The sequence below is a fragment of the Vibrio variabilis genome, from assembly GCF_003263785.1.
Taxonomy (GTDB): Bacteria; Pseudomonadota; Gammaproteobacteria; order Enterobacterales; family Vibrionaceae; genus Vibrio; species Vibrio variabilis.
Map to the genome: position 1 here is coordinate 123,784 of NZ_JYJK01000084.1, position 19,561 is coordinate 143,344.

The 19,561-nt window shown below is 47.6% G+C and carries 16 protein-coding genes and 2 pseudogenes; 11 read left to right on the forward strand and 7 right to left on the reverse strand.

Annotation, left to right across the window (positions count from 1 at the left end; all coding sequences use genetic code 11):
* The first annotated feature begins 260 nt into the window (after window positions 1-260).
* From TZ48_RS14645 to speB, 3 genes are all read left to right on the forward strand, one after another.
* Window positions 261-2,051 carry a sigma-54-dependent Fis family transcriptional regulator gene (locus TZ48_RS14645; protein ID WP_112479692.1) on the forward strand — a complete coding sequence of 597 codons (1,791 nt, stop codon included), beginning with the start codon at window positions 261-263 and terminating at the stop codon, window positions 2,049-2,051.
* 254 nt (window positions 2,052-2,305) lie between these two features.
* The gene (speA, locus tag TZ48_RS14650) at window positions 2,306-4,216 is read left to right on the forward strand and encodes an arginine decarboxylase (protein ID WP_112479693.1); all 1,911 of its coding nucleotides are present in this window, start codon (window positions 2,306-2,308) and stop codon (window positions 4,214-4,216) included.
* Window positions 4,217-5,143: an agmatinase gene (gene speB, locus TZ48_RS14655; RefSeq protein ID WP_112479694.1), complete on the forward strand. Its 927-nt coding sequence runs from the start codon at window positions 4,217-4,219 to the stop codon at window positions 5,141-5,143.
* A 53-nt stretch (window positions 5,144-5,196) separates the two neighbouring features.
* Here speB and TZ48_RS14660 read toward each other — a convergent pair whose 3' ends face one another.
* Complete coding sequence (locus TZ48_RS14660; protein WP_112479695.1) at window positions 5,197-5,715, reverse strand: DUF2058 domain-containing protein; 519 nt, start codon at window positions 5,713-5,715, stop codon at window positions 5,197-5,199.
* A gap of 224 nt (window positions 5,716-5,939) precedes the next feature.
* On the opposite strand from TZ48_RS14660, the pseudogene TZ48_RS14665 reads away from it, so the two are divergent.
* From TZ48_RS14665 to TZ48_RS14675, 3 genes and pseudogenes are all read left to right on the forward strand, one after another.
* Window positions 5,940-6,715 (forward strand): annotated as a pseudogene (locus tag TZ48_RS14665) (sulfite exporter TauE/SafE family protein).
* Between the two features lie 148 nt (window positions 6,716-6,863).
* The gene (gene ggt, locus TZ48_RS14670) at window positions 6,864-8,600 is read left to right on the forward strand and encodes a gamma-glutamyltransferase (RefSeq protein ID WP_112479696.1); all 1,737 of its coding nucleotides are present in this window, start codon (window positions 6,864-6,866) and stop codon (window positions 8,598-8,600) included.
* A 157-nt stretch (window positions 8,601-8,757) separates the two neighbouring features.
* Window positions 8,758-9,981: a DEAD/DEAH box helicase gene (locus TZ48_RS14675; protein WP_112479697.1), complete on the forward strand. Its 1,224-nt coding sequence runs from the start codon at window positions 8,758-8,760 to the stop codon at window positions 9,979-9,981.
* 44 nt (window positions 9,982-10,025) lie between these two features.
* Here TZ48_RS14675 and TZ48_RS25225 read toward each other — a convergent pair whose 3' ends face one another.
* Genes TZ48_RS25225 through TZ48_RS14680 form a run of 3 tightly spaced genes read right to left on the reverse strand, consistent with a single transcriptional unit; the run spans window position 10,026 to window position 11,553 of the window.
* Entirely contained in the window at window positions 10,026-10,280 is a 255-nt protein-coding gene (locus tag TZ48_RS25225) for an EF-hand domain-containing protein (RefSeq protein WP_239670888.1), read from the reverse strand.
* Window positions 10,281-10,300: 20 nt separating this feature from the next.
* Window positions 10,301-10,438, reverse strand: a complete 138-nt coding sequence (locus TZ48_RS25230; protein WP_239670889.1) for a hypothetical protein — start codon at window positions 10,436-10,438, stop codon at window positions 10,301-10,303.
* Between the two features lie 50 nt (window positions 10,439-10,488).
* Window positions 10,489-11,553 carry an Lcl C-terminal domain-containing protein gene (locus TZ48_RS14680; RefSeq protein ID WP_239670890.1) on the reverse strand — a complete coding sequence of 355 codons (1,065 nt, stop codon included), beginning with the start codon at window positions 11,551-11,553 and terminating at the stop codon, window positions 10,489-10,491.
* Window positions 11,554-11,753: 200 nt separating this feature from the next.
* Here TZ48_RS14680 and TZ48_RS14685 point away from each other — a divergent pair, with 200 nt between their 5' ends.
* A complete protein-coding gene (locus tag TZ48_RS14685) occupies window positions 11,754-11,996 on the forward strand; it encodes an EF-hand domain-containing protein (protein WP_112479698.1) in 243 nt (80 codons plus the stop codon).
* Between the two features lie 102 nt (window positions 11,997-12,098).
* Window positions 12,099-14,105, forward strand: a complete 2,007-nt coding sequence (locus tag TZ48_RS14690) for a DUF3466 family protein (protein WP_112479699.1) — start codon at window positions 12,099-12,101, stop codon at window positions 14,103-14,105.
* 84 nt (window positions 14,106-14,189) lie between these two features.
* On the opposite strand, the gene TZ48_RS14695 is transcribed toward TZ48_RS14690, so the two are convergent.
* Window positions 14,190-15,566 carry an aldehyde dehydrogenase gene (locus TZ48_RS14695; protein WP_112479700.1) on the reverse strand — a complete coding sequence of 459 codons (1,377 nt, stop codon included), beginning with the start codon at window positions 15,564-15,566 and terminating at the stop codon, window positions 14,190-14,192.
* Window positions 15,567-16,508: 942 nt separating this feature from the next.
* Here TZ48_RS14695 and TZ48_RS14700 point away from each other — a divergent pair.
* Genes TZ48_RS14700 through TZ48_RS14710 form a run of 3 tightly spaced genes read left to right on the forward strand, consistent with a single transcriptional unit; the run spans window position 16,509 to window position 18,311 of the window.
* A complete protein-coding gene (locus tag TZ48_RS14700) occupies window positions 16,509-16,772 on the forward strand; it encodes a hypothetical protein (RefSeq protein WP_162674598.1) in 264 nt (87 codons plus the stop codon).
* Between the two features lie 5 nt (window positions 16,773-16,777).
* The gene (locus TZ48_RS14705; protein ID WP_162674599.1) at window positions 16,778-17,608 is read left to right on the forward strand and encodes an ATP-binding protein; all 831 of its coding nucleotides are present in this window, start codon (window positions 16,778-16,780) and stop codon (window positions 17,606-17,608) included.
* Window positions 17,609-17,621: 13 nt separating this feature from the next.
* Entirely contained in the window at window positions 17,622-18,311 is a 690-nt protein-coding gene (locus TZ48_RS14710) for a response regulator (RefSeq protein ID WP_112479703.1), read from the forward strand.
* 10 nt (window positions 18,312-18,321) lie between these two features.
* Here TZ48_RS14710 and TZ48_RS14715 read toward each other — a convergent pair whose 3' ends face one another.
* Window positions 18,322-19,077, reverse strand: coding sequence for a sugar nucleotide-binding protein (locus TZ48_RS14715; RefSeq protein WP_112479704.1), 756 nt, complete (start codon window positions 19,075-19,077; stop codon window positions 18,322-18,324).
* A gap of 231 nt (window positions 19,078-19,308) precedes the next feature.
* Window positions 19,309-19,561: pseudogene (locus TZ48_RS14720) on the reverse strand (aldehyde dehydrogenase EutE); the annotation flags it as partial.

Genomic DNA, 19,561 nt, shown 5'->3' on the forward strand with positions numbered 1-19,561 from the left:
AGGCAACATTTACGCCAAGCTAAATGCTTTAAATGTTATAATTATGTAAATTTATGATTAATATATTTTTATTGTACTGTCTTTGGGTGACATTCATTTGGGTCATCAAACCCTCACTGTTACAAGATGCCACAGTGTGTGACACCCCGCTGTTACAAGTTGGCACAGTCGCTATTGGTCGCTGAACAGTAAAGTACCATCGTAAGAAGACAGTCAGTCTTATCGGCAGAGAAACTGGAACACTCACATTCGGGAACGTTATGTTAGTTACGCAGATACAAAACAACAAAACTTGGTTAAAAGACTCTTGGCGACGCAGCGTACAGGCGGGTTTAAGTAGTCGAAAACAACCTGATGACCGACGCATCGATGGCGCAGAGATCAAGTCACGCACCGAGCAGCACCAGTCCCTTATTCAGGTCGTTGAGCAACATGCCTATCCGCTGTTTTGTCAAATATTCTCCCGTACCGACAGTCGCCTGATCCTTGCTGATACTCACGGCGCCATCATCAAAACGTGGGGCCAAAAACGCTTTCGTGAAAAACTCACCGAGATCGCTCTAGACCAAGGTGTGGTTTGGGATGAGAAGCTGAAGGGAACAAATGCTATCGGTACTGCATTAATCGAAAAGCGCCCCATTTCAGTCATTGGTGGTGAGCATTTCATTCGTTACCACCAATTCATCAGTTGTACTGCCAGCCCCATTTTTGCCCCCGATGGCACGTTGCTTGCCGTGCTTGATGTCACTAGCGAGTATCAAACTCATAACGATGCGACTCAGGTACTCATTCAATCTATGGTGCAGAAAGTCGAGAGTGAGCTTCTCAATCACATTCCTGACGCCGCTCTGCGCATTCGTATCGGTCATGATCGCTCAGTACTAGATAGCGGCTGGCAAGGCATTGTCGTCACCGATAAAAATGGTCAGGTGCTGGCACAAAACGCCATCGCATCCAGCGTTCTTGCCAACCAAATCCAACCCGGAGATGCCATCGATAGTGTCATCGGAAAGTTGACCATGAACCAAATCAGTAAAACCGCGCAGTTTTACTATCAGGTTGAAGCGGTGCGCGGCAAAGCAAAGATTCCATTAAGCAGCACAGTGAGCCCTAAGAACAAACTGCGCCCCTGCCCGCTTCACTTCGGAGACAGCACTATCGAGCAGTTATGGACACAAGCGGCCAAAGTCATGGACAAGCGAATTAGCTTAGTCATTGGCGGTGAAACTGGCTGCGGGAAAAATGAACTGGTCAAAGCGCTGCATCAGCAAAGTGACTTAGCAAACAAGCCCCTTATCTCTATCAATTGTGGTGCGCTTCCTAAAGATTTGATTGAGTCGGAGCTATTTGGCTATGCCCCAGGTGCTTTCACTGGAGCCAATAACAAAGGCTTTGAAGGTAAGTTCCGCCAAGCTAATGGCGGCATACTGTTCCTCGATGAGATTGGCGATTTGCCACTGTCTGCGCAATCTCGTCTGTTGCATGTTCTGCAAGATAAGGTGGTCTCTCCCGTTGGCTCTCCAAAAACCTACCCTGTTGATGTTTACGTGATTGCCGCTACACATGCTAACTTACAGCAGCAGGTCGCCAGGGGAGAGTTTCGTGAAGATCTCTGGTATCGACTTGAAGGGTTAACCATTACCTTGCCGCCAGCAAGAGAGCGTGACGATCTAGAGGCACTTATTTGCCAACTTTTTCACCACGAAGCACCAAAGCAAACCCTTTCACCTTCTCTTTTGGATGCCATGATCCATTATCAATGGCCTGGAAACATTCGCGAGATTGTTTCCGCATGTCGTTTGCTTGCAGCACTGTGTGATGAAGAGATCATCACACCCGCCTCTATCCCCACTAGCCTCCATCAAAAATGGTTTGCGTTAAAAACGACAGGCGACACCAACAAACAAAACTTGCGCTCGACACTGGATCAAACACTGATCGCGACCTTTAATAAAACCAAAGGTAACGTCAGTCAGACGTCGCGATTACTGGGTATCAGTCGCAACACCATCTATCGAAAACTGAAAAAACTTGGCTACAACCAACCGTAATCGTAATGACAAATATCTTTTGTTAGACATGAGGGGTGATTTGTCCGTTAATGCGCACGAATCTTGAGTACGCGCTCCACAACAAAAAGTACTCAAGATCCTGTTCGTGAGCATCATGGAAGATCATCACGGGGTTTGATTTTTCAGGTAAATGCTTCTTCTCAATCATCAAATCGAGCAACAATTCGAATCGTATACCCTAATCAAGTATAGAGATGAGCGACAGCCTGAACACATGATAAGTGAGACATGCTGTGACAACGACTTCAAAGCTTGACCGCGTGCGCGCGGACTACAACGTCCAATACTGGAGCCAGAATTTCTTCGGAATCAATGACGAAGGGGATGTCATTGTTTCTCCTCATAAAAATGGCCAGCACCAAGTACCACTCACCAAAATTGCTAAAGCTCTGGAAGATAAAGGGCTGACGCTACCGGCATTGGTACGCTTTCCACAAATCATTCATCAACGCGTTCATGGTATCTGTGATGCTTTCAACCAAGCTATTCAAGATTACGGTTACCAGAACCAATATTTGTTGGTCTACCCAATCAAAGTAAACCAACAAAAAGATGTGGTTGAGCAAATCCTAGAGAGCCAAGCAGAAGCGGAAACCAAGCAGCTTGGTCTAGAAGCTGGAAGTAAACCAGAGCTAATGGCTGTCCTTGCGATGGCACAACGTGCCAGCTCTGTGATTGTTTGCAATGGCTATAAAGACCGCGAATATGTGCGTTTAGCACTGATTGGCGAAAAGTTGGGTCACAAGGTTTTCATCGTTCTCGAGAAGCTCTCTGAACTTGATATCGTATTAAAAGAAGCGGCAGCGCTTAACGTCAAACCACGCGTGGGTCTACGTATTCGCCTTGCCTCTCAAGGTGCGGGAAAATGGCAATCAAGTGGTGGTGACAAATCCAAATTCGGTTTGTCTGCCTCTCAAGTACTGCAAGTTGTCGAGCGCCTAAAAACGCAAGACCAGTTGGACATGCTGCAACTTGTGCATTTCCATTTGGGCTCACAGATGGCCAACATTCGCGATGTGCGAAATGGGGTAAACGAGGCGGCTCGCTTCTACTGTGAACTGCGCAAGATGTCTGTGCCTATCGCCTATTTTGATGTCGGCGGTGGTCTAGCCGTCGATTATGACGGTACACGCAGTCAGTCGAGCAGTTCTATGAACTACGGACTCGCTGAGTACGCTCGTAACATCGTGAGTACAGTTGGCGATGTGTGTGCGCTCTATGAAGAAACCGCACCGGTGATTATTTCTGAGTCTGGTCGCTCGCTAACTGCGCATCACGCGGTATTGATCACCAATGTAATTGGCACTGAAAGCTATAATGTTCAGTCTGTTGACGCTCCAGCAGAAGAGGCTCACCCTCTGCTTCAGAATATGTGGCAAAACTGGCAGAGCCTAAAAGGCGGCACTGACGCTCGCGCTGTCATCGAGATTTACAACGATACACAAAGCGATCTAGCAGAAGCCCACACCTTGTTTGCATCTGGTGTGGTTGACTTGCATCAACGCGCTTGGGTAGAGCAGCTCAGCCTAAGTATTTACGGTGAACTACATCGTCAAATGGACAACAAGAATCGCTTCCACAGACCGATTCTTGATGAGCTTAACGAACGATTAGCGGACAAGTTCTTTGTGAACTTCTCTCTATTCCAGTCGATGCCAGACGCGTGGGGGATTGAACAGGTATTCCCAGTTTTACCACTGTCTGGACTCGGTGGAGAAGAGCAAACACGTGCGATCATGCTGGATATTACGTGTGACTCTGATGGCACCGTTAAGCAATATGTGGATGGCCAAGGCATTGAGTCTACCTTGCCAGTACCAGCATGGAACAAAGATGAACCCTACCTAATGGGCTTTTTCCTTGTTGGCGCGTACCAAGAGATCCTTGGTGACATGCACAACCTGTTCGGCGACACACACAGTGCCGTTGTTAACGTGACTGACGAAGGCGAGTTTGAGTTTACTGCCATCGACGTGGGTGACACTGTTGAAGACATGATGCGCTACGTTCACATCGACGTAGACGCGATTAAACAAAACTACAAAGAGCTGGTCGAACGCCACATTGAGGCTGACGAACAAGCGCTTATTTTAGAAGAACTAGAGTGCGGCTTAACTGGCTACACCTATTTAGAGGATTTTTAAATGAATGATTTGTTTACTAAAACTGATTATTCACTGTATTCGAACGCAATGACCTTTTTGCGTCGACCTTACGTGAAAAACCCAGTTTCTGCAGATGCAGATGTGGTGGTTTTTGGTGTACCTCTAGACATGGCGACTTCCGGTCGCCCTGGCGCTCGTATGGGGCCAGACGCGATTCGCCGCGCTTCGGTTAACCTAGCTTGGGAAGGTAAGAAATTCCCATGGGATTTCAACGTATTCGACAAGACCAAAGTGATCGACTCTGGTGACTTGGTGTTCGATACCGGTGATGCTGAAGACTTCACCTACCGTTTGGAAGCCGCGACTAGCGAAATTCTAAAGAGCGGTAAAACCATGCTTGCGTTGGGCGGTGATCACTTCATCACTCTGCCTATTTTGCGCGCTTACGCTAAACATCATGGCGAAATGGCATTGATTCACTTCGATGCTCACACAGACACGTACGCAAACGGCAGTAACTACGACCACGGCACCATGTTCTACCATGCGCCAAAAGAAGGTTTGATTTCTGCCAAGCATTCTGTGCAAATTGGTATTCGTACTGAGTACAACTACGACGACCACGGCTTTAACGTGATCAACGCCATGCAAGCGAACGATCAAAGCGCAGAAGAAATTGTGGCTCAGATCCGCAGCATTATTGGTGATAAGCCCGTGTATATCACCTTCGATATAGACTGTTTAGACCCAGCGTTTGCTCCAGGCACAGGTACGCCGGTTTGTGGCGGTTTGAATTCAGACAAAGTCTTGAAAATCATCCGCGGCCTAGCTGGCATCAATGTAGTCGGTATGGATGTGGTCGAAGTATCTCCTCCATACGATCAAAGCGATCTAACGGCACTAGCCGGTGCGACGATTGCGCTTGAACTGCTTTATGTTTGGGCAAGTAAAGAAGGCAAAGAATAAAAACAAAAACAGCGAGGAAATCCTCGCTGTTTTTGTTTGATACTGAAACATCATTACCACATCAGATCGTCTGGCACCACATATTGTGCATACGGGTCATCTTCTTCAACAACGTCTTCTTTCACGTCGTTTTCGATAATGGTCTCTTGGTCACGCTCGGCGATCTTCTTCGCAACGATCGTTGGGATCACTGCATAGCCCTCTTCTAAACGTGCAATAGACAGTTGGCCTTTACTTAGCTGGTCACGTACTTCTTGAGTAACATAAATCGACTTGACCAAAGTACCGTCGGTGAAGTTGTACTTAATGTCACCGTTGCCATGTTCGATGGTGTTAAGCGTGATCAGTTGCTTCACTTGAGCTTTGATTTCTTTGCTCAGTCTTTCTTCATCACGCTGCTTGTTCAGTGCTTGATCGCGCTCTTTTTGTGCCGCCTTGTTCTCTTCAACGGCCGCTTTTGCTTCACGCGCTTGAACACGTGATTTTTTCGAACCTTTCTTGGCTTTTTTCAGTTTCTTCTCGTTGACCAGACCTGCTTTTAGCATCTGCTCTTGAAGGCTTAGTTTCGACATCGAATGCAATCCTAGTTTGTTCTCACAATTGTTGGCATGATCCCAAGAAAGCCCGCCAAGAGCAAGCCCAAGCGAGAGAATATCGGCGATTTAGCCTCAAATGCCCGCCGAAAGGCATCGATGTATGATGACTCAGAGATCACGCTTCGGAATGATGATTTTGAGAATGAGTTAGGTTTGAGCTATGTTGGCAAGCACTCCCCATCTCATTGATTTTACCGATTATGCTGCTTGACCTATCACAGATTGTTTTACTGTTTATTGCTGGTGTCTTCGGCGGCGTACTTAATTCTGTGGCAGGTGGTGGCAGCTTTATTACCTTTCCAACGCTGCTGTTTGTTGGCATCCCACCCATTGTCGCTAATGCGACTAACACGTTCGCCGCGTGTGCGGGATATTTGAGTGGCACCTATGCGTTTCGCCGAGAAGTGCTTAAAGACCGCGGCAATTTACTTAAAGTCGTACTACTCAGTATCGCCGGAGGCATTAGTGGCAGCTACCTACTCATCATTGTGTCGGAGCAACAGTTTGTCAGCGCGATACCTTGGCTATTGCTTTTCGCCACACTACTGTTCATTTTTGGCGATAGCATTAATGCTCGGCTGCAAACGGCGAGTAGCATCGTAACCTAGGTGGGTTAGTCGCGTTTGGATTAGCGCTGTTTTTGTTCCTTGTGGGTGTTTTTGGTGGCTTTTTCAACGCAGGCCTTGGGGTGATTGGTTTGAGCTACCTCGCGGTTGCTGGCTACAAAGACATCAACTTGATGAACGGCTTGAAACTTCTTATTTCGACCTGCGCGTCAGCGATTGCCATCGTACTGTTTGTTTTCAATGGTCTTATCGATTGGTCTTCAGGCATCGCAGTCATGCTTGGAACACTGACTGGCGGATACGTCGCGGCAAACCTTTCAAGACAGCTACCACAAATCTATGTGCGACGCTTTGTCACCCTAAGCTCTATCGCCATTACCTGTTATTTCTTCTACGATACTTACTTATAACGCCCAACTATCACTAGAGCCTGCTTTATCAGGCTCTAACCAAGTGATAACAAAGCCATGACTTAACGGTTAAACAAGCATCAAGTGGATATGTTACTGATAGCACCTACCCTTATTTGTATCAATGACACACCGTTTAGAGGCTTTTATGTCATTTCGTATCGCGTTGATCGCTACGCTTGTTTCATGCTCGGTAACGGCGCAGCCTGACCCGTTCCCTACTGCACCCAACGACACTGGCAAGTCCTTTATGGTCAGTGCCACTAACCCCTATGTGACCAGCACGGGCTACTCCATTCTCAAACAAGGCGGGAACGCGGTCGATGCGATGGTCGCTATGCAGTTAGTGATGTCAGTCGTAGAGCCTGATATGACGGGTATTGGCGGCGGCACCTTTGCTCTCTACTACGACAACAAAGCCAAATCCTTTACCGCTTACGATGGCCGTGATGAAGCGCCTTCCAGTGCGACGCCAGACATGTTTTTAGATAAAGATGGCAAAGCGATTAGCCGCGACGACATTTTGGGTCCGCGCTCCGTAGCGATTCCAGGTACGCTCAAGCTTCTTCAGCACACTCACGATAAGCACGGCAAACTGGATTGGAAACAGCTTGTACAGCCAGCCATCGATTATGCTGAAAACGGCTACTCGATGAACAGCTACACCTATGACATCGTCGTGCGTGAACAAACCAGACTTATCCACGACCCAGAAATAAAAGCGCTCTATTGGGAAGGTGATACCATCCGCCCAACGGGCACTAACATGACCAATCCCAAGATGGCGGAAACACTCAAAGCCATTGCCAAGCAAGGTTCTGATTATCTATACCAAGGAGCACTTGGTAAGCACATTGTCGAAACGGTCAACGCTCGCCTCGAAAAAGACCAAGCGAAACTCTCTCTCACTGACTTTACTAACTATCGCGTGAAGACGCGCGACATCGTTAAATCTAGCTACCGTGGCAACGACATTGTTTCATTCGGCTATCCTGCTTCTGGTGGTGTATTGGTTTCCCAATCTCTCAACATGCTAGAAAAATACGATATCGCTTCTATGCCCATCACCACAGCAGAACCTTGGCGACTGATGGTTGAAGCGATGCGCCTTGCCAAAGAAGACCGCATTGCCTACGCTGGCGACCCAAGCTATGTCGATACGCCCGTTGAAGCATTGCTCGATAAAGACTACCTAGATGATCGCTTTGACATGATCCCAGAGGAAGGTGCAGGTGATAGCAAGAACATCAAACCAGGATTACCCGAGGTAGCGACACCGGCAGCACACGAAGGCTTTGAAAGCCAAGATACGGGACACATTTCTATTGTCGATAGCGAGGGTAATGCCATTGCTATGACCAGTACCGTCGGCACCGGTATGGGTTCTGGTGTGATGGTGGACGGCGTTCTGCTCAATGCTCAGATGGCTAACTTCTCGTCGATTCCAAGCCTAAACGGTAAACCGGTACAGAACGCCATTGAAGCAGGCAAACGTCCTCGCTCTGCCATTACGCCGCTGATGGTGTTCGATAAAGATGATAATCTGCGTCTCGTTGTTGGCAGCCCAGGTAGCTCGCAAATTCCAGGTTATGTGCTAAAAACCATTGTCGGTATTGTTGATTGGAACCTATCCGCGCAAGATGCGATTGATCTGCCAAACATCCAATACGGCACCAAAATTGACCGTACTAAGCCATACAACCCAACAGGTCTTTTGGTAGAGAAGCGCACCTTTGCCGAATCTATGGTGCCTAGCTTTGCGGAAATGGGCTACAAGGTTCACGTTATCCCTGTGGTCAGCGGCCTGAATGCTATTGAAGTTAAAGATGGACTGCTTCATGGCGCAACGGATCGTCGCAGGGCTTCGACATCGTTAGGCGATTGATTTAAGAAGGCTAAAAGCAGGTGCTTTTAGCCTTTTTTGTAGGGTTCGCGGCTAAGTTATTAAAGAGCCAAGCACGTTGTAGAGATAAACTCATTACTATCTGTGGTAAAGTGCTCGCCGCCTCCCAATCAGAACAACCAAAATTAAGACCAACACTATGCCGTTTTCTCAATTCTCTCTCAGCCAAAAACTTGTCGCTGCGCTACCTGATACCTTTCGCTCAGCAACGGAAATTCAAACACTCGCGATTCCAGCGATTTTGAATCAGCGAGACATATTGGCCATCGCTAAAACAGGAAGCGGCAAAACACTGGCGTACGGCTTACCGCTGTTAGAGCAGCTTCTCGAGACACCATCACAGGCGCTCATACTGGTGCCTACTCGCGAGCTTGCCTCACAAGTTAATGACACGCTCTCTCTAGTAACTCAGCATACGGAGCTGACATCAATCAGCATTTGTGGAGGGGTGGATAAAGAACAGCAAAAAGCCGCCCTTACCAAACAGCCGAATGTTATTATCGCAACGCCAGGCCGCCTGCTTGAACTGCTCTCTGAAAACCCACTGATGGCGAGAAACATTAATAAGCTTGTTCTTGATGAAGCTGATCGCCTGTTAGAAATGGGGTTTTGGACGGATGTTCAACGCATTATCGAGATGCTGCCGGTGAAGCGTCAAACACTCATGTTTTCTGCTACTTTTCCAGAGCAACTTGAAAACAACGCCAAAGAGCTACTCAGCTCCCCAGCTGTAATCAAGATTAAGGAAACGGAAAATAAAGCACCAGCGATAAAAGAGACGCTCTATCTGGTCAATAAAGGCAGTAAAACCAAAGCACTGATTGATCAAATCACGCGTCATAACTGGCAACAGGTTTTGGTGTTTATTGGTGCCAAAGATAACGCTGATGCACTGTGTAAGAAGCTAAACAGAGCTGGGCTGCATGCTGCGGCTTTGCATGGCAACAAAGATCAGGCAGAGCGAGAAACCACTCTTGAGCAATTCAAGCAGCAAAAGGTCAACGTACTGATCGCGACAGACTTATTGGCACGCGGCATCCATGTCGAGCAGTTGCCTGTAGTTATAAACTTCGAACTGCCATCTAATGCCGAGACCTATGTGCACCGTATCGGCCGCACTGCAAGAGCAGGACAAACTGGTATCGCGGTCTCGTTGGTGTGTCATGGTGAGGCTGAGTATCTGGCAGCGATTCGAAAAGTCACGCAACGTGAGCTTGCACTTCAGGAACTCGACGGATTTCCTGTGACTGACAAACCCTCAACAGGTGAAAGTAAGCGCGCCCCGCGTGATAAGCAAGCCAATCGCAGAACTAACAAGAAGAAGAGCATTAAGCAGTTTCAGGGCAAGGCTAAGCGTTTCTAATTAAAAAAGCAGAGCTTCGGTTCAAAGCTCTGCTTTATTAAGTCTTATTTTCTCACAGGACGCTTTGGTAACTCATCCTCCGTAATAAAACCATCGTTGTTTCGGTCGATGCGGGAAAAGTCATTTTTCAGCGGCCCTCGTACTTCAGACCTTGAGAGTTTTCCATCGCCGTTGCTGTCCATATCTGTCATTGGATCGCGGCTCCGTTTGCCAGCCTTTTTTTGCTCACCGCCGCTCATGGCACTACCTGTGAGAGTATACTGCTTGGTTTCACGTTCTACTTTGGTTGGATTTTCCACGTACTGGGTGTCTTGGTCGGTTACACAGCGAACGTAGTTTCATAGCGAACCGCATCACCTTGAGGCCCATGTCCCTCGGGATAATCGACACCGGTATATTGTTTAGGGTCGCTACGCTGAGCGCCTGCACCGTGCACATCAATCCATTTGCCGTTCATGTAGCCGAGCGAACGTCCAAAGGCGATATAAGCAGCATTGTTCGTATTCTTTAAATTAATGTGGGTGGTGTTACTCCAATAATTTGGATAATCAAGCTCTCCCCCTCGTTGATCATAGAGCTGGCTTCGAATACCGGGTCAATAGCGGCACTATTGGTTGTATCTGGGGAGCGAGAGTAGTCCACTATCGAGTGTAGCTCTTTGATATTTGGCAGTCGCCAATCACTTCTTCCGGCAAGTTCTAGATTTTCACAGTATTGTATTCCTGCAAACCAATCCATCCCTTGTTGGCTATCACCCTGCTGCCAAGTGAGACCCGTCGCTTTATCTGTAACCGTTTTGTCGCTGTTATCAACCAGATTGTTAATGCCGTAACTCGTGTCCCCTCTGACCGTTAGGAGATAAAACGTTTTTTCACCGCCTCTTGGAGACGTCGCACCGTAGCCCTTGATTCTGCCATCAATGAAGTTCACGCCAAATATCGTTTCATCGCCATTCATGGTCGTTGATACGTATTTGGTCGAGCTCACATACTGAGAGTCAATCAAGCGCTCGCCGGCGTCCCTATCACCAGACTCAAAGCCAAACACAGAGTGGTCGATAAAGGGCATAATTGAGTACGTACCGGCACCATTGATGCCGCTTGGATCCTCGCCATCAAACAGCATCAAAGAATACAACTCTTTAATGGTTGGAACACGCCAATCGTTATGTCCTCCCAATGCAAGCCTAGAAGCATACGCAGCGCCTTCATCGTAGGTGACTTTATCGTCGGCGGTAATTTTTCCATCACCATTTAGGTCCGTTGTTTGCGCCCAAACTAACCCTGTATTGTTATCGGTTACCGTGCCATCACCATTATCGGTATAGCTTGGCATGGCACCTTGATATTGAGCGTCTTGTCCAAGGCCTGTTTCTCCGACACAAGAGCCCATCGTTGAAGAAGCACCAGAACATTGTGTTTGATTGGTATCGACAATGGTGTAGCTATAGGCTGATTGAGCAAAAGAAGGTGCACTCAGTCCTGTGAGTACCATCAGCAAAGCGAGTTTCGACACAGTGAATCTTGATGGTTTACCGTTTTGCGATGATTTTGATCTGATTGGTGGATTCATAGCGCTTCCTCAAGGTAGAGCTTGTTATCTTCGAACGTCTTTTTATGGTTTTACTATGCGCTGCAAATGTGCAGACAATATGAAGACAATAAGGGCTTTCTCTCTGCCCTCTCTCCTTATTTTCTCCACATTGTTTTCACTTTCTCTGCTAGATCTCATCGCACAATGATTCCTCACTTTAGCTTATTAGAGAGATCAAGATGAAGAAAACCATCCTAACGCTCAGCGCTTTGCTGCTTGCCTTTTCCTACCACCCCGCTCACGCAAAGGGCGAACATCGTAAGCCACCTTCATTTGAAGAAATGGACACCAATGGCGATGGCGTGCTCACTGAAGATGAACTCAAAGGCCGTTTGTTAGATGAGTTCGACAAACTTGATAGCAATGGGGATGGTGCGTTGTCGGAGTCGGAGTTACCCGAGCCACCACAGCGTCGAAACTAGGGATTCGACGCTCGAATTCTTTCGTTTTCAAAAGCATGTTGTCAAAAGCATAGCGCCTTAAAAGCTGTGTATTCATTTGTTATATGGAAATAAGGTTTACCCGTGTCCAAAGTTGTCTACTTCCCTTTGGTTTGCACTCTGCTTACCTACTCATTCACAAGCGCCGCAGCGCTCTACCGCGTGGTAGAGGTCAACACCTCAACAGCCACTGAGGCCAACGAATACTACTCTATTGCCATCGCGCCCTCTTCGTCCGAATGGTGTTTTGAAGATACATGTACCGACAGTCAATACAGTGCGCTCGGCTATAGCATGAATGGTTTGGAGGGAATACCGCTAGACCAAGAGGTCGCGTTTGGTGTCGATAACCACTTCTACTATCTCGACTATGATGACCTCTACTCTTACTGTGACAGCGAGTTAGGCTACGCGACATGTGAAGCATGGGCGAGCAATCGATGGTACGGAGATGCTAGCACTGGCATTGGCGGCCTTGAAAGTCAGCAAGATGCCTATTACAACGCAAGCTATTCACCACTCTATCACTCCTTTATGGAGAATAGCTCACCACTCGACTTCAACCCTGCTATCCCCACCGGATATGAAGATGAACTGTTCGCAATCGATCAGACCATCGATATTAAAGCGCGCACTATCAACTCTGATGGACACATCATTGCCAATAGTAGCAGCGGCTATTTTGACTATAACGGGTATTACACGCAGCCTTATGCGAGTCGAGGGTTGGTATTTAACGGCGAGCAAACACTCGTCTTGGCACCACTTGCGAACTCGGAGCTTAGCTTCGCAGACGACGAAGGGGAGCAGTTGATGGTTGAGGAAATGGGCTCAACCATCGCATTTGATAGCTTTACCTACCCTGCTTCTGGCGCAGACAGTCAGACCTACATTGTGGGCAGTGCCTCGGTCGCTACGTTCGACTACTCAGATACCTCCAAGTATTACAACTTACTAGACCTTAGCGAGTGTGTTGGCGTTGACCGACCTATTCTCTCAAGTGCTTGTCAGCACTTCGGCTTTGCAACACAAGCCTTTGTTTGGTCAATGGGCGACGAAGGTGAAACTCGCTTCCCGGCCAGTTCATGGGCGACCACTTATGACAACTATAGCTATGCGGCAGCACAAGCCAGTATTCGAGGCGCAACGATTGTTGAGCGCAGCGACAGTGAATATCTGGGGCTGCCCGTCTTGGTCGGATTCAACTCCGATCTCGCCGACGACAATATCATTATGCAGGCCGCCGTTTACTTACCAGCCACCACCGATGGTTTCTCTGTTGAGGAAAACGCGTGGACATCGGTGTTTATCGACAATGCCAAACTCGAGTACGACGACAGCTATTACTACAGCAACTCCGTCGCGACAGATATTAACTCACAGCTGATTGTTATTGGTGAAACCAAGCGATTGGGGAGTGTTCCAGAGGCGGGGGCGGCAGCAAATCGGATGTTCATTGCTGACGCCGGACAACCCACACCATCAGCGACCTATTTCAGCGATATGTCACAGTCAATTTTCTTTGTCGGCGCAGGCGGACACGCGAACGCAATCAATCAATACAACGAAATTGTTGGCGAGGTGGATGCTGAAAACCATACCGAAATTGATGGGCCGCAACGTCGCCGTCGGGGCTACATCTTCCCGTACAACGGTGTTGGAAGCGATGAATCGCGCATGGCCATATTCAACTCGCAAGCTTGGTGGTTGGATGACCTCACCAATGGGGGCAGCTACAGTGACGTAAACAATGCCTATCGCATTGTCACTGCTTCAGACATCAACGACGCTGGAGTGATTTCGGCGACAGCATCAAGTGTGCCTCAGGATATGATTCAACGGATCACTTCGCCACTTGTGGCAACGGGACAGAAGCTGAAAGCGTTGTTGCGGTTAAGCTCGTTCCAATACAAGGTGCCACCAGTAATGATATTGAGAGCCGCTCGGAAAACACTTCGACCGTCACCCGAGAGGGCGGCAGCATTACGCTTTTCAGCCTGTTCTTTTTGCTCACGTATCGAGTCATGCGGGATTGGTGGAATGACCTTTTTAACAGCACACCATCACTCATCGCCTGATTACTCGCTGTGAAGATCAAAAAAAGCCGAGCTTTCGCTCGGCTAGATATATCATCGCTTGGGAAGAGTGATGAGATATTCGGTTACTTGCGGTCGATTAAACGATGCGTAGGCCACCTTGAGCAATCGCGAAGCGACGTGCACGTGTGAACGATAGTGCGTTAGTGATACCTTCGCCTGTTGGACCTGCGATAGTGAACGTTGACGTACCTTCTGCGTTGTAGCCAACACCTGATAGCGTTGGACCATTGTGTGCGAAGATAGTGGTGTTGATGCGGCCACCAAACTTCGTCACGTTCTCAATGTTACCAGAGTAGATACATGCAGAGTGCTTGTTACCACGCTCAGCCGCTACTGCACGGTCAATCGCTTCGTCGATGTCTTTACAGATAACCACTGGCAGTACTGGCATCATTTGCTCAACGTGTACTAGAGGGTGATCGTTCTCAACCAGCATTACTGCTAGGCGAGTGTCTGACTTAACACCGATAGATTTTAGGATTTGACCCGCATCTTGACCTACGTGCTTCTTAACTGGGTGCCATACACGAGAGATTTCGTGTGCAGTGCAAGGCTTCGCGCCTTCGAACTCGTCTAGCGTTAGAATTTCTTCGGTTAGCTTCTCAGCTTCTTCCGCGGTCATAACGTAAGCCCCAACTTCTTCAAGCTTGTCTAGGAACGCGTCTGCAACGGCTTCTTCAACGAATACTTCTTTTTCGCCGATACAAAGTAGGTTGTTATCGAAAGAAGCACCGCCGTATACGCCAGCTGCTGCGAGATCTAGGTTTGCAGAAGCGTCAACGATAACTGGTGGGTTACCTGCACCTGCGCCTACACCTTTCTTACCAGATTGCAGGATAGCCTTAACTAGACCTGGGCCACCCGTACCTACTAGCATGTTGACTAGTGGTGAGCTTGCGATTTCGTTTAGCGTTTCTAGCGTTGGCTCTTGAACCATAGTCACTAGGTTTTCTGGGCCGCCTGCGGCGATGATTGTTTCGTTAAGCAGGTCAATCATCATCGCTGATACAACTTTTGAAGATGGGTGAACGTTGAATGTTACTGCGTTACCACCTGCTAGCATTGAGATAGCGTTGTTAACGATAGTTTCTGTTGGGTTAGTTACTGGCGTTACTGCGCCAATCACACCGTAAGGTGCGCGTTCACCAAGAGAAATACCGTTGTCACCAGACCAAACCTGAGTTTCTAGGATTTCAGTACCTGGCGTTTTTGCTGCAGTCAGTTGGTGTTTAGCGATCTTATCTTCAACACGACCGAGTTTTGTCTCTTCACGAACTAATTTTGCAAAGTCTTCTGCACGCGCTAATACTGCACCGCGGATCGCAGTGATGATGGCTTCGCGACCTTCTTTGGTACAGTTTACGTAGTACTCGATTTGAGCTTTATGAGTTGCTTCAATCGCAGCGTCCACTGTCGCGAATACACCTTTAGCGTTGTTGATATCAAAAGACATAGTGATTACCTCGTGAGATTTGGTGCTTAAGAGCTGGGCTTCTTCATCGCCTCTAGCGCTCTATTGAGCTTGTTGGCTGGGTCTGCTGCCCGCCTCAAGATGATGCTAATTTAACCCAAACATTCATCGAAACTATGCCAGTCAGCGTCAACTTATTTGACCGAGATACTTTGTTTTTACAAGTATTTTACTTGACTGTTTTATATTTTGGAGAGGAGAAAGAAAAGTGCCACGAAAGATCATAAGCTTAGCTTAGCCTCCCACACAATCGGGCTATCATGCGGGACACGACGTGTTACTTATCCAAGGAAAGGACGTAACAGTAACTCACAAAACATTGACGCCAATTATGCATTAAGCCTTTGTTTACAAACTGGCTATAGAATGCAGTTAAGATACATCGCGGATCGAATTCAAACCCCTACAAGTGCACCATGCACATATGGGGTAACGAAAAGCCATAGGGAATCCGATCAAATAACCACCAAACTCAAGCCATCGTCAAAACAGACTGTGCTTTCTGCACATTTTCTCCATAATTGGGTTATAGAATTGAACCACTACCCTTAGTGCAATAACCATTATGCGAATTACTCTGTTTCAAAAACTCTTTATCTCGCTATTTAGTTCGAGCTTGATACTTTTGCTTTCCATGGCATTTATGATCAATTCCAGCTTCAAAGTAGAATTACAAAGCTACTTAAACCAAGAAGAGATACAAAAAGTAGAGACCCTAGCGGAGAATGTCGCAGCGTTCTATTCAGATACCGACGGTTGGCGTCCACTACAGCAATCACCAAGAGCCTTCGGGTCACTTATGCAACAAATCGGTGAAATGCCGCCTCCAAAACCGCGACCGGGTAACCCACAACGAGTTGAGCCAGAATTTCCCCGGCATATGGCAGTCATCGTTCGAGCAACGTGCTATTCGTACCTTTGGGCATGCGCATCTACCTGCTTGATAAAGGGGGTGAACCACTTTTCAGGCGCAATCTCAATCAGGACGAATTAAACAAGGATCAATTCTTTAGCCGAGTACCGATAGTAAAACAAGGCGATACTGTCGGCTGGCTGGCGGTATTACAAAGTCGCCAAGTATCAAACCAATTAGCCGAGAGCTTTATGTACTCTCAAACGGCCAACATTTTTACCGCTGCTATCGCGGCCTTTTGTTTTGACCCTGGTTATCGCATTTTATCACGGTGAAGTACTTGTTGACTCCCCTTGGGGCGTTGCACAGAGGCGCGACCGAAATCGCCAACGGCAACCTTGAGCACCGGATTGAACAGATCGGCAATGATGAACTGACCGACCTTATTGCCTCATTCAATCTACTGGCTGCATCCTTAGCCAAACAAAAGGAGATTCGAGAGCAATGGCTTTCAGATATTTCCCATGAACTAAGAACACCTGTCGCTGTACTCAGAGGCGAAATCGAAGCACTACAAGATGGCATTAGACCTATGGAGCCAAAGTACCTAGAGGGATTGCATGCCCAAGTGACGACTTTGACTCGGTTAATTGATGACATACATACTTTGTCGATTTCCAGTGATAGTGCGTTTCGAACCAACCAGAGAAGCGACATTGCACTTGCAGACATCATTGATGATTTACTGACACGCTATGAACTGAGGCTTGCCTCAAAAAGCTTAAGCGTTACCACGGACTACTCATCAGCACCGGATACGACGATATACGCCGACGCGAAACTAATACAACAAGTGTTTCAAAACCTGTTCGAGAACTGCTTTCGATACACCAACGAGCAAGGCAATGTCGGCATTACGCTGGAGTCAACAGCCAATGAACTGATTGCTATCATTGAAGACAGCGCTCCTGGGGTACCCAATGAGGCTCTGCCAAAGTTGTTCGATCGCCTTTATCGCGTGGACAGTTCTCGCAGTCGCGCAAGTGGTGGTTCGGGTTTAGGTTTGGCCATTTGCCAAAATATCATCGAAGCTCACCAAGGTACGATTGAGGCCACTCACTCATCTTTAGGGGGCGTTAAAATCGTAGTACGCCTGCCAAAACATCATTAGAAATAGAGGTTTTATGATCCTTATTGTGGAAGACGAACCGTCGCTTGCTCAAGTTATCCAAGACTATCTCAATCACAGTGGTTTTGAGTCGCACATAATCAGCGATGGAAACGAGGTGATTGATTGGGTAAAGATAAATCAACCGGATCTGATCATTCTCGACTTAATGCTGCCTAATCGAGATGGTCTTGATATTTATCGAGAGCTAAGAACATTTAGTGGCTTGCCCGTCATGATGGCAACAGCAAAAGTCGACGAAATCGATCGCTTGGTTGGATTGGAATTGGGGGCTGATGACTATATTTGTAAACCCTACAGTCCAAGAGAGCTCGTCGCGCGCGTCAAAAATGTCCTGCGCCGGAGCCGTTCTCAATCCAATCAAGACGCGATAGATACCGGCAAGACTCCTCTACTGAACGTAGATCAACAATTAATGAAGGCCACCATTACGGGCACTGTACTTCCCTTAACACCCGCTGAATTTAAACTGCTTGCCCACTTTCATCGCCACCCGGGTATCGTATTCAATCGAGATCAGCTCATGGACAAAATCTACTCTGATGGACGTGTCGTCACCGATAGAACGATTGATAGCCATATCAAAAACCTCAGAAAAAAGATCTTCTCGGTGAATCCAGACTACGATTGGATAGTGTCTATTTACGGCGTGGGTTATCGCTTTGAAATTGTGGAGACATGCTAACGTTAGTATGTCACCTACCCAAGCCAAAGCGCGCACTCAACGGCGGCAGTGCAACTCGCTCATCTTGCAAACGCTGATCATGCCGATAGTCCTCGTTAGCCATAACGTTCCAGTCTTTGTTGTAGTGCTCTTTGAGCAAACACACCAACTCATAGAAATTCATGCGTTCACTGGCATTACTATCAAGGTGGTAAAGACCAGGTTCGTTTCTTTCGATTAATTGCAGAAAGCCAATCGCAGTATCATCCATATGAGAGGTAGCTGGATACCAGCTTTGGCTCGCGCTAATGACCCCCTCTTCATGATGCTGCCTTTCAAGATGGGTAAGCATATTATTGCCAACGGCTTCATCATGGATCTGCCAGCCAATGCGCGCAATCATTGCAGCGGGATTGACTTGCCAAATGGCATCTTCACAACGCACTTTATATAGGCCGTAATCATCTTTGGTATTGCGATCATTGAATATGCTGTAAGGACCATTCACTTTGGCATCAAACACCATAGCGGTGCTGACGAACAGATAAGGGATCTTTTGCTCTGCGCAGCGCTTGGCAAGCCAAGCCGCCCACTCTTCACTTCCCATCGCCATGTGACACACGGCATCAATTGTTTGGCTTAGCCAAAACGCCCTGCTGTCCTGTTCGTTCTCAGGCGCAACTTGGTGATGATTCCACTCCACGACATGCCAGCCACGTTGAGAAAACTGTTTTGCGACTTTAGGACCTAGAGTGCCGGTGAGCCCGGTCATTAGGATTGTTTTCATTGTTTTGCTCTGCGTTTGGTGTTTTTGGGTTAGTTAACCATAAGAGGCATAGAGCTCAATGGGATGTTTGGGGAAGTCTGATTGGGGGCACGGTTTGTAGGGGAGTAGAGAAAGAGCGGCTCTAGGTTCTAGGTTCTAGGTTCTAGGTTCTAGGAAAGGGTTGTTGAATAGAAATATCAAAAAGCCGAAGCGTTTGCTTCGGCTTTCCGTGTTAATCAGTTATCTAACCAATTAAACAATACGCAGACCGCCTTGAGCGATTGCGAAACGACGTGCACGAGTGAACGAGTACGCGTTTGTGATACCTTCACCAGTTGGACCTGCGATTGTGAACGTTGAAGTACCTTCAGCGTTGTAACCTACACCAGATAGTGTTGGACCGTTGTGTGCGAAGATAGTTGTATTGATAGCACGACCGAACTTAGTAACGTTCTCGATGTTACCAGAGTAGATACATGCAGAGTGCTTGTTACCACGCTCAGCT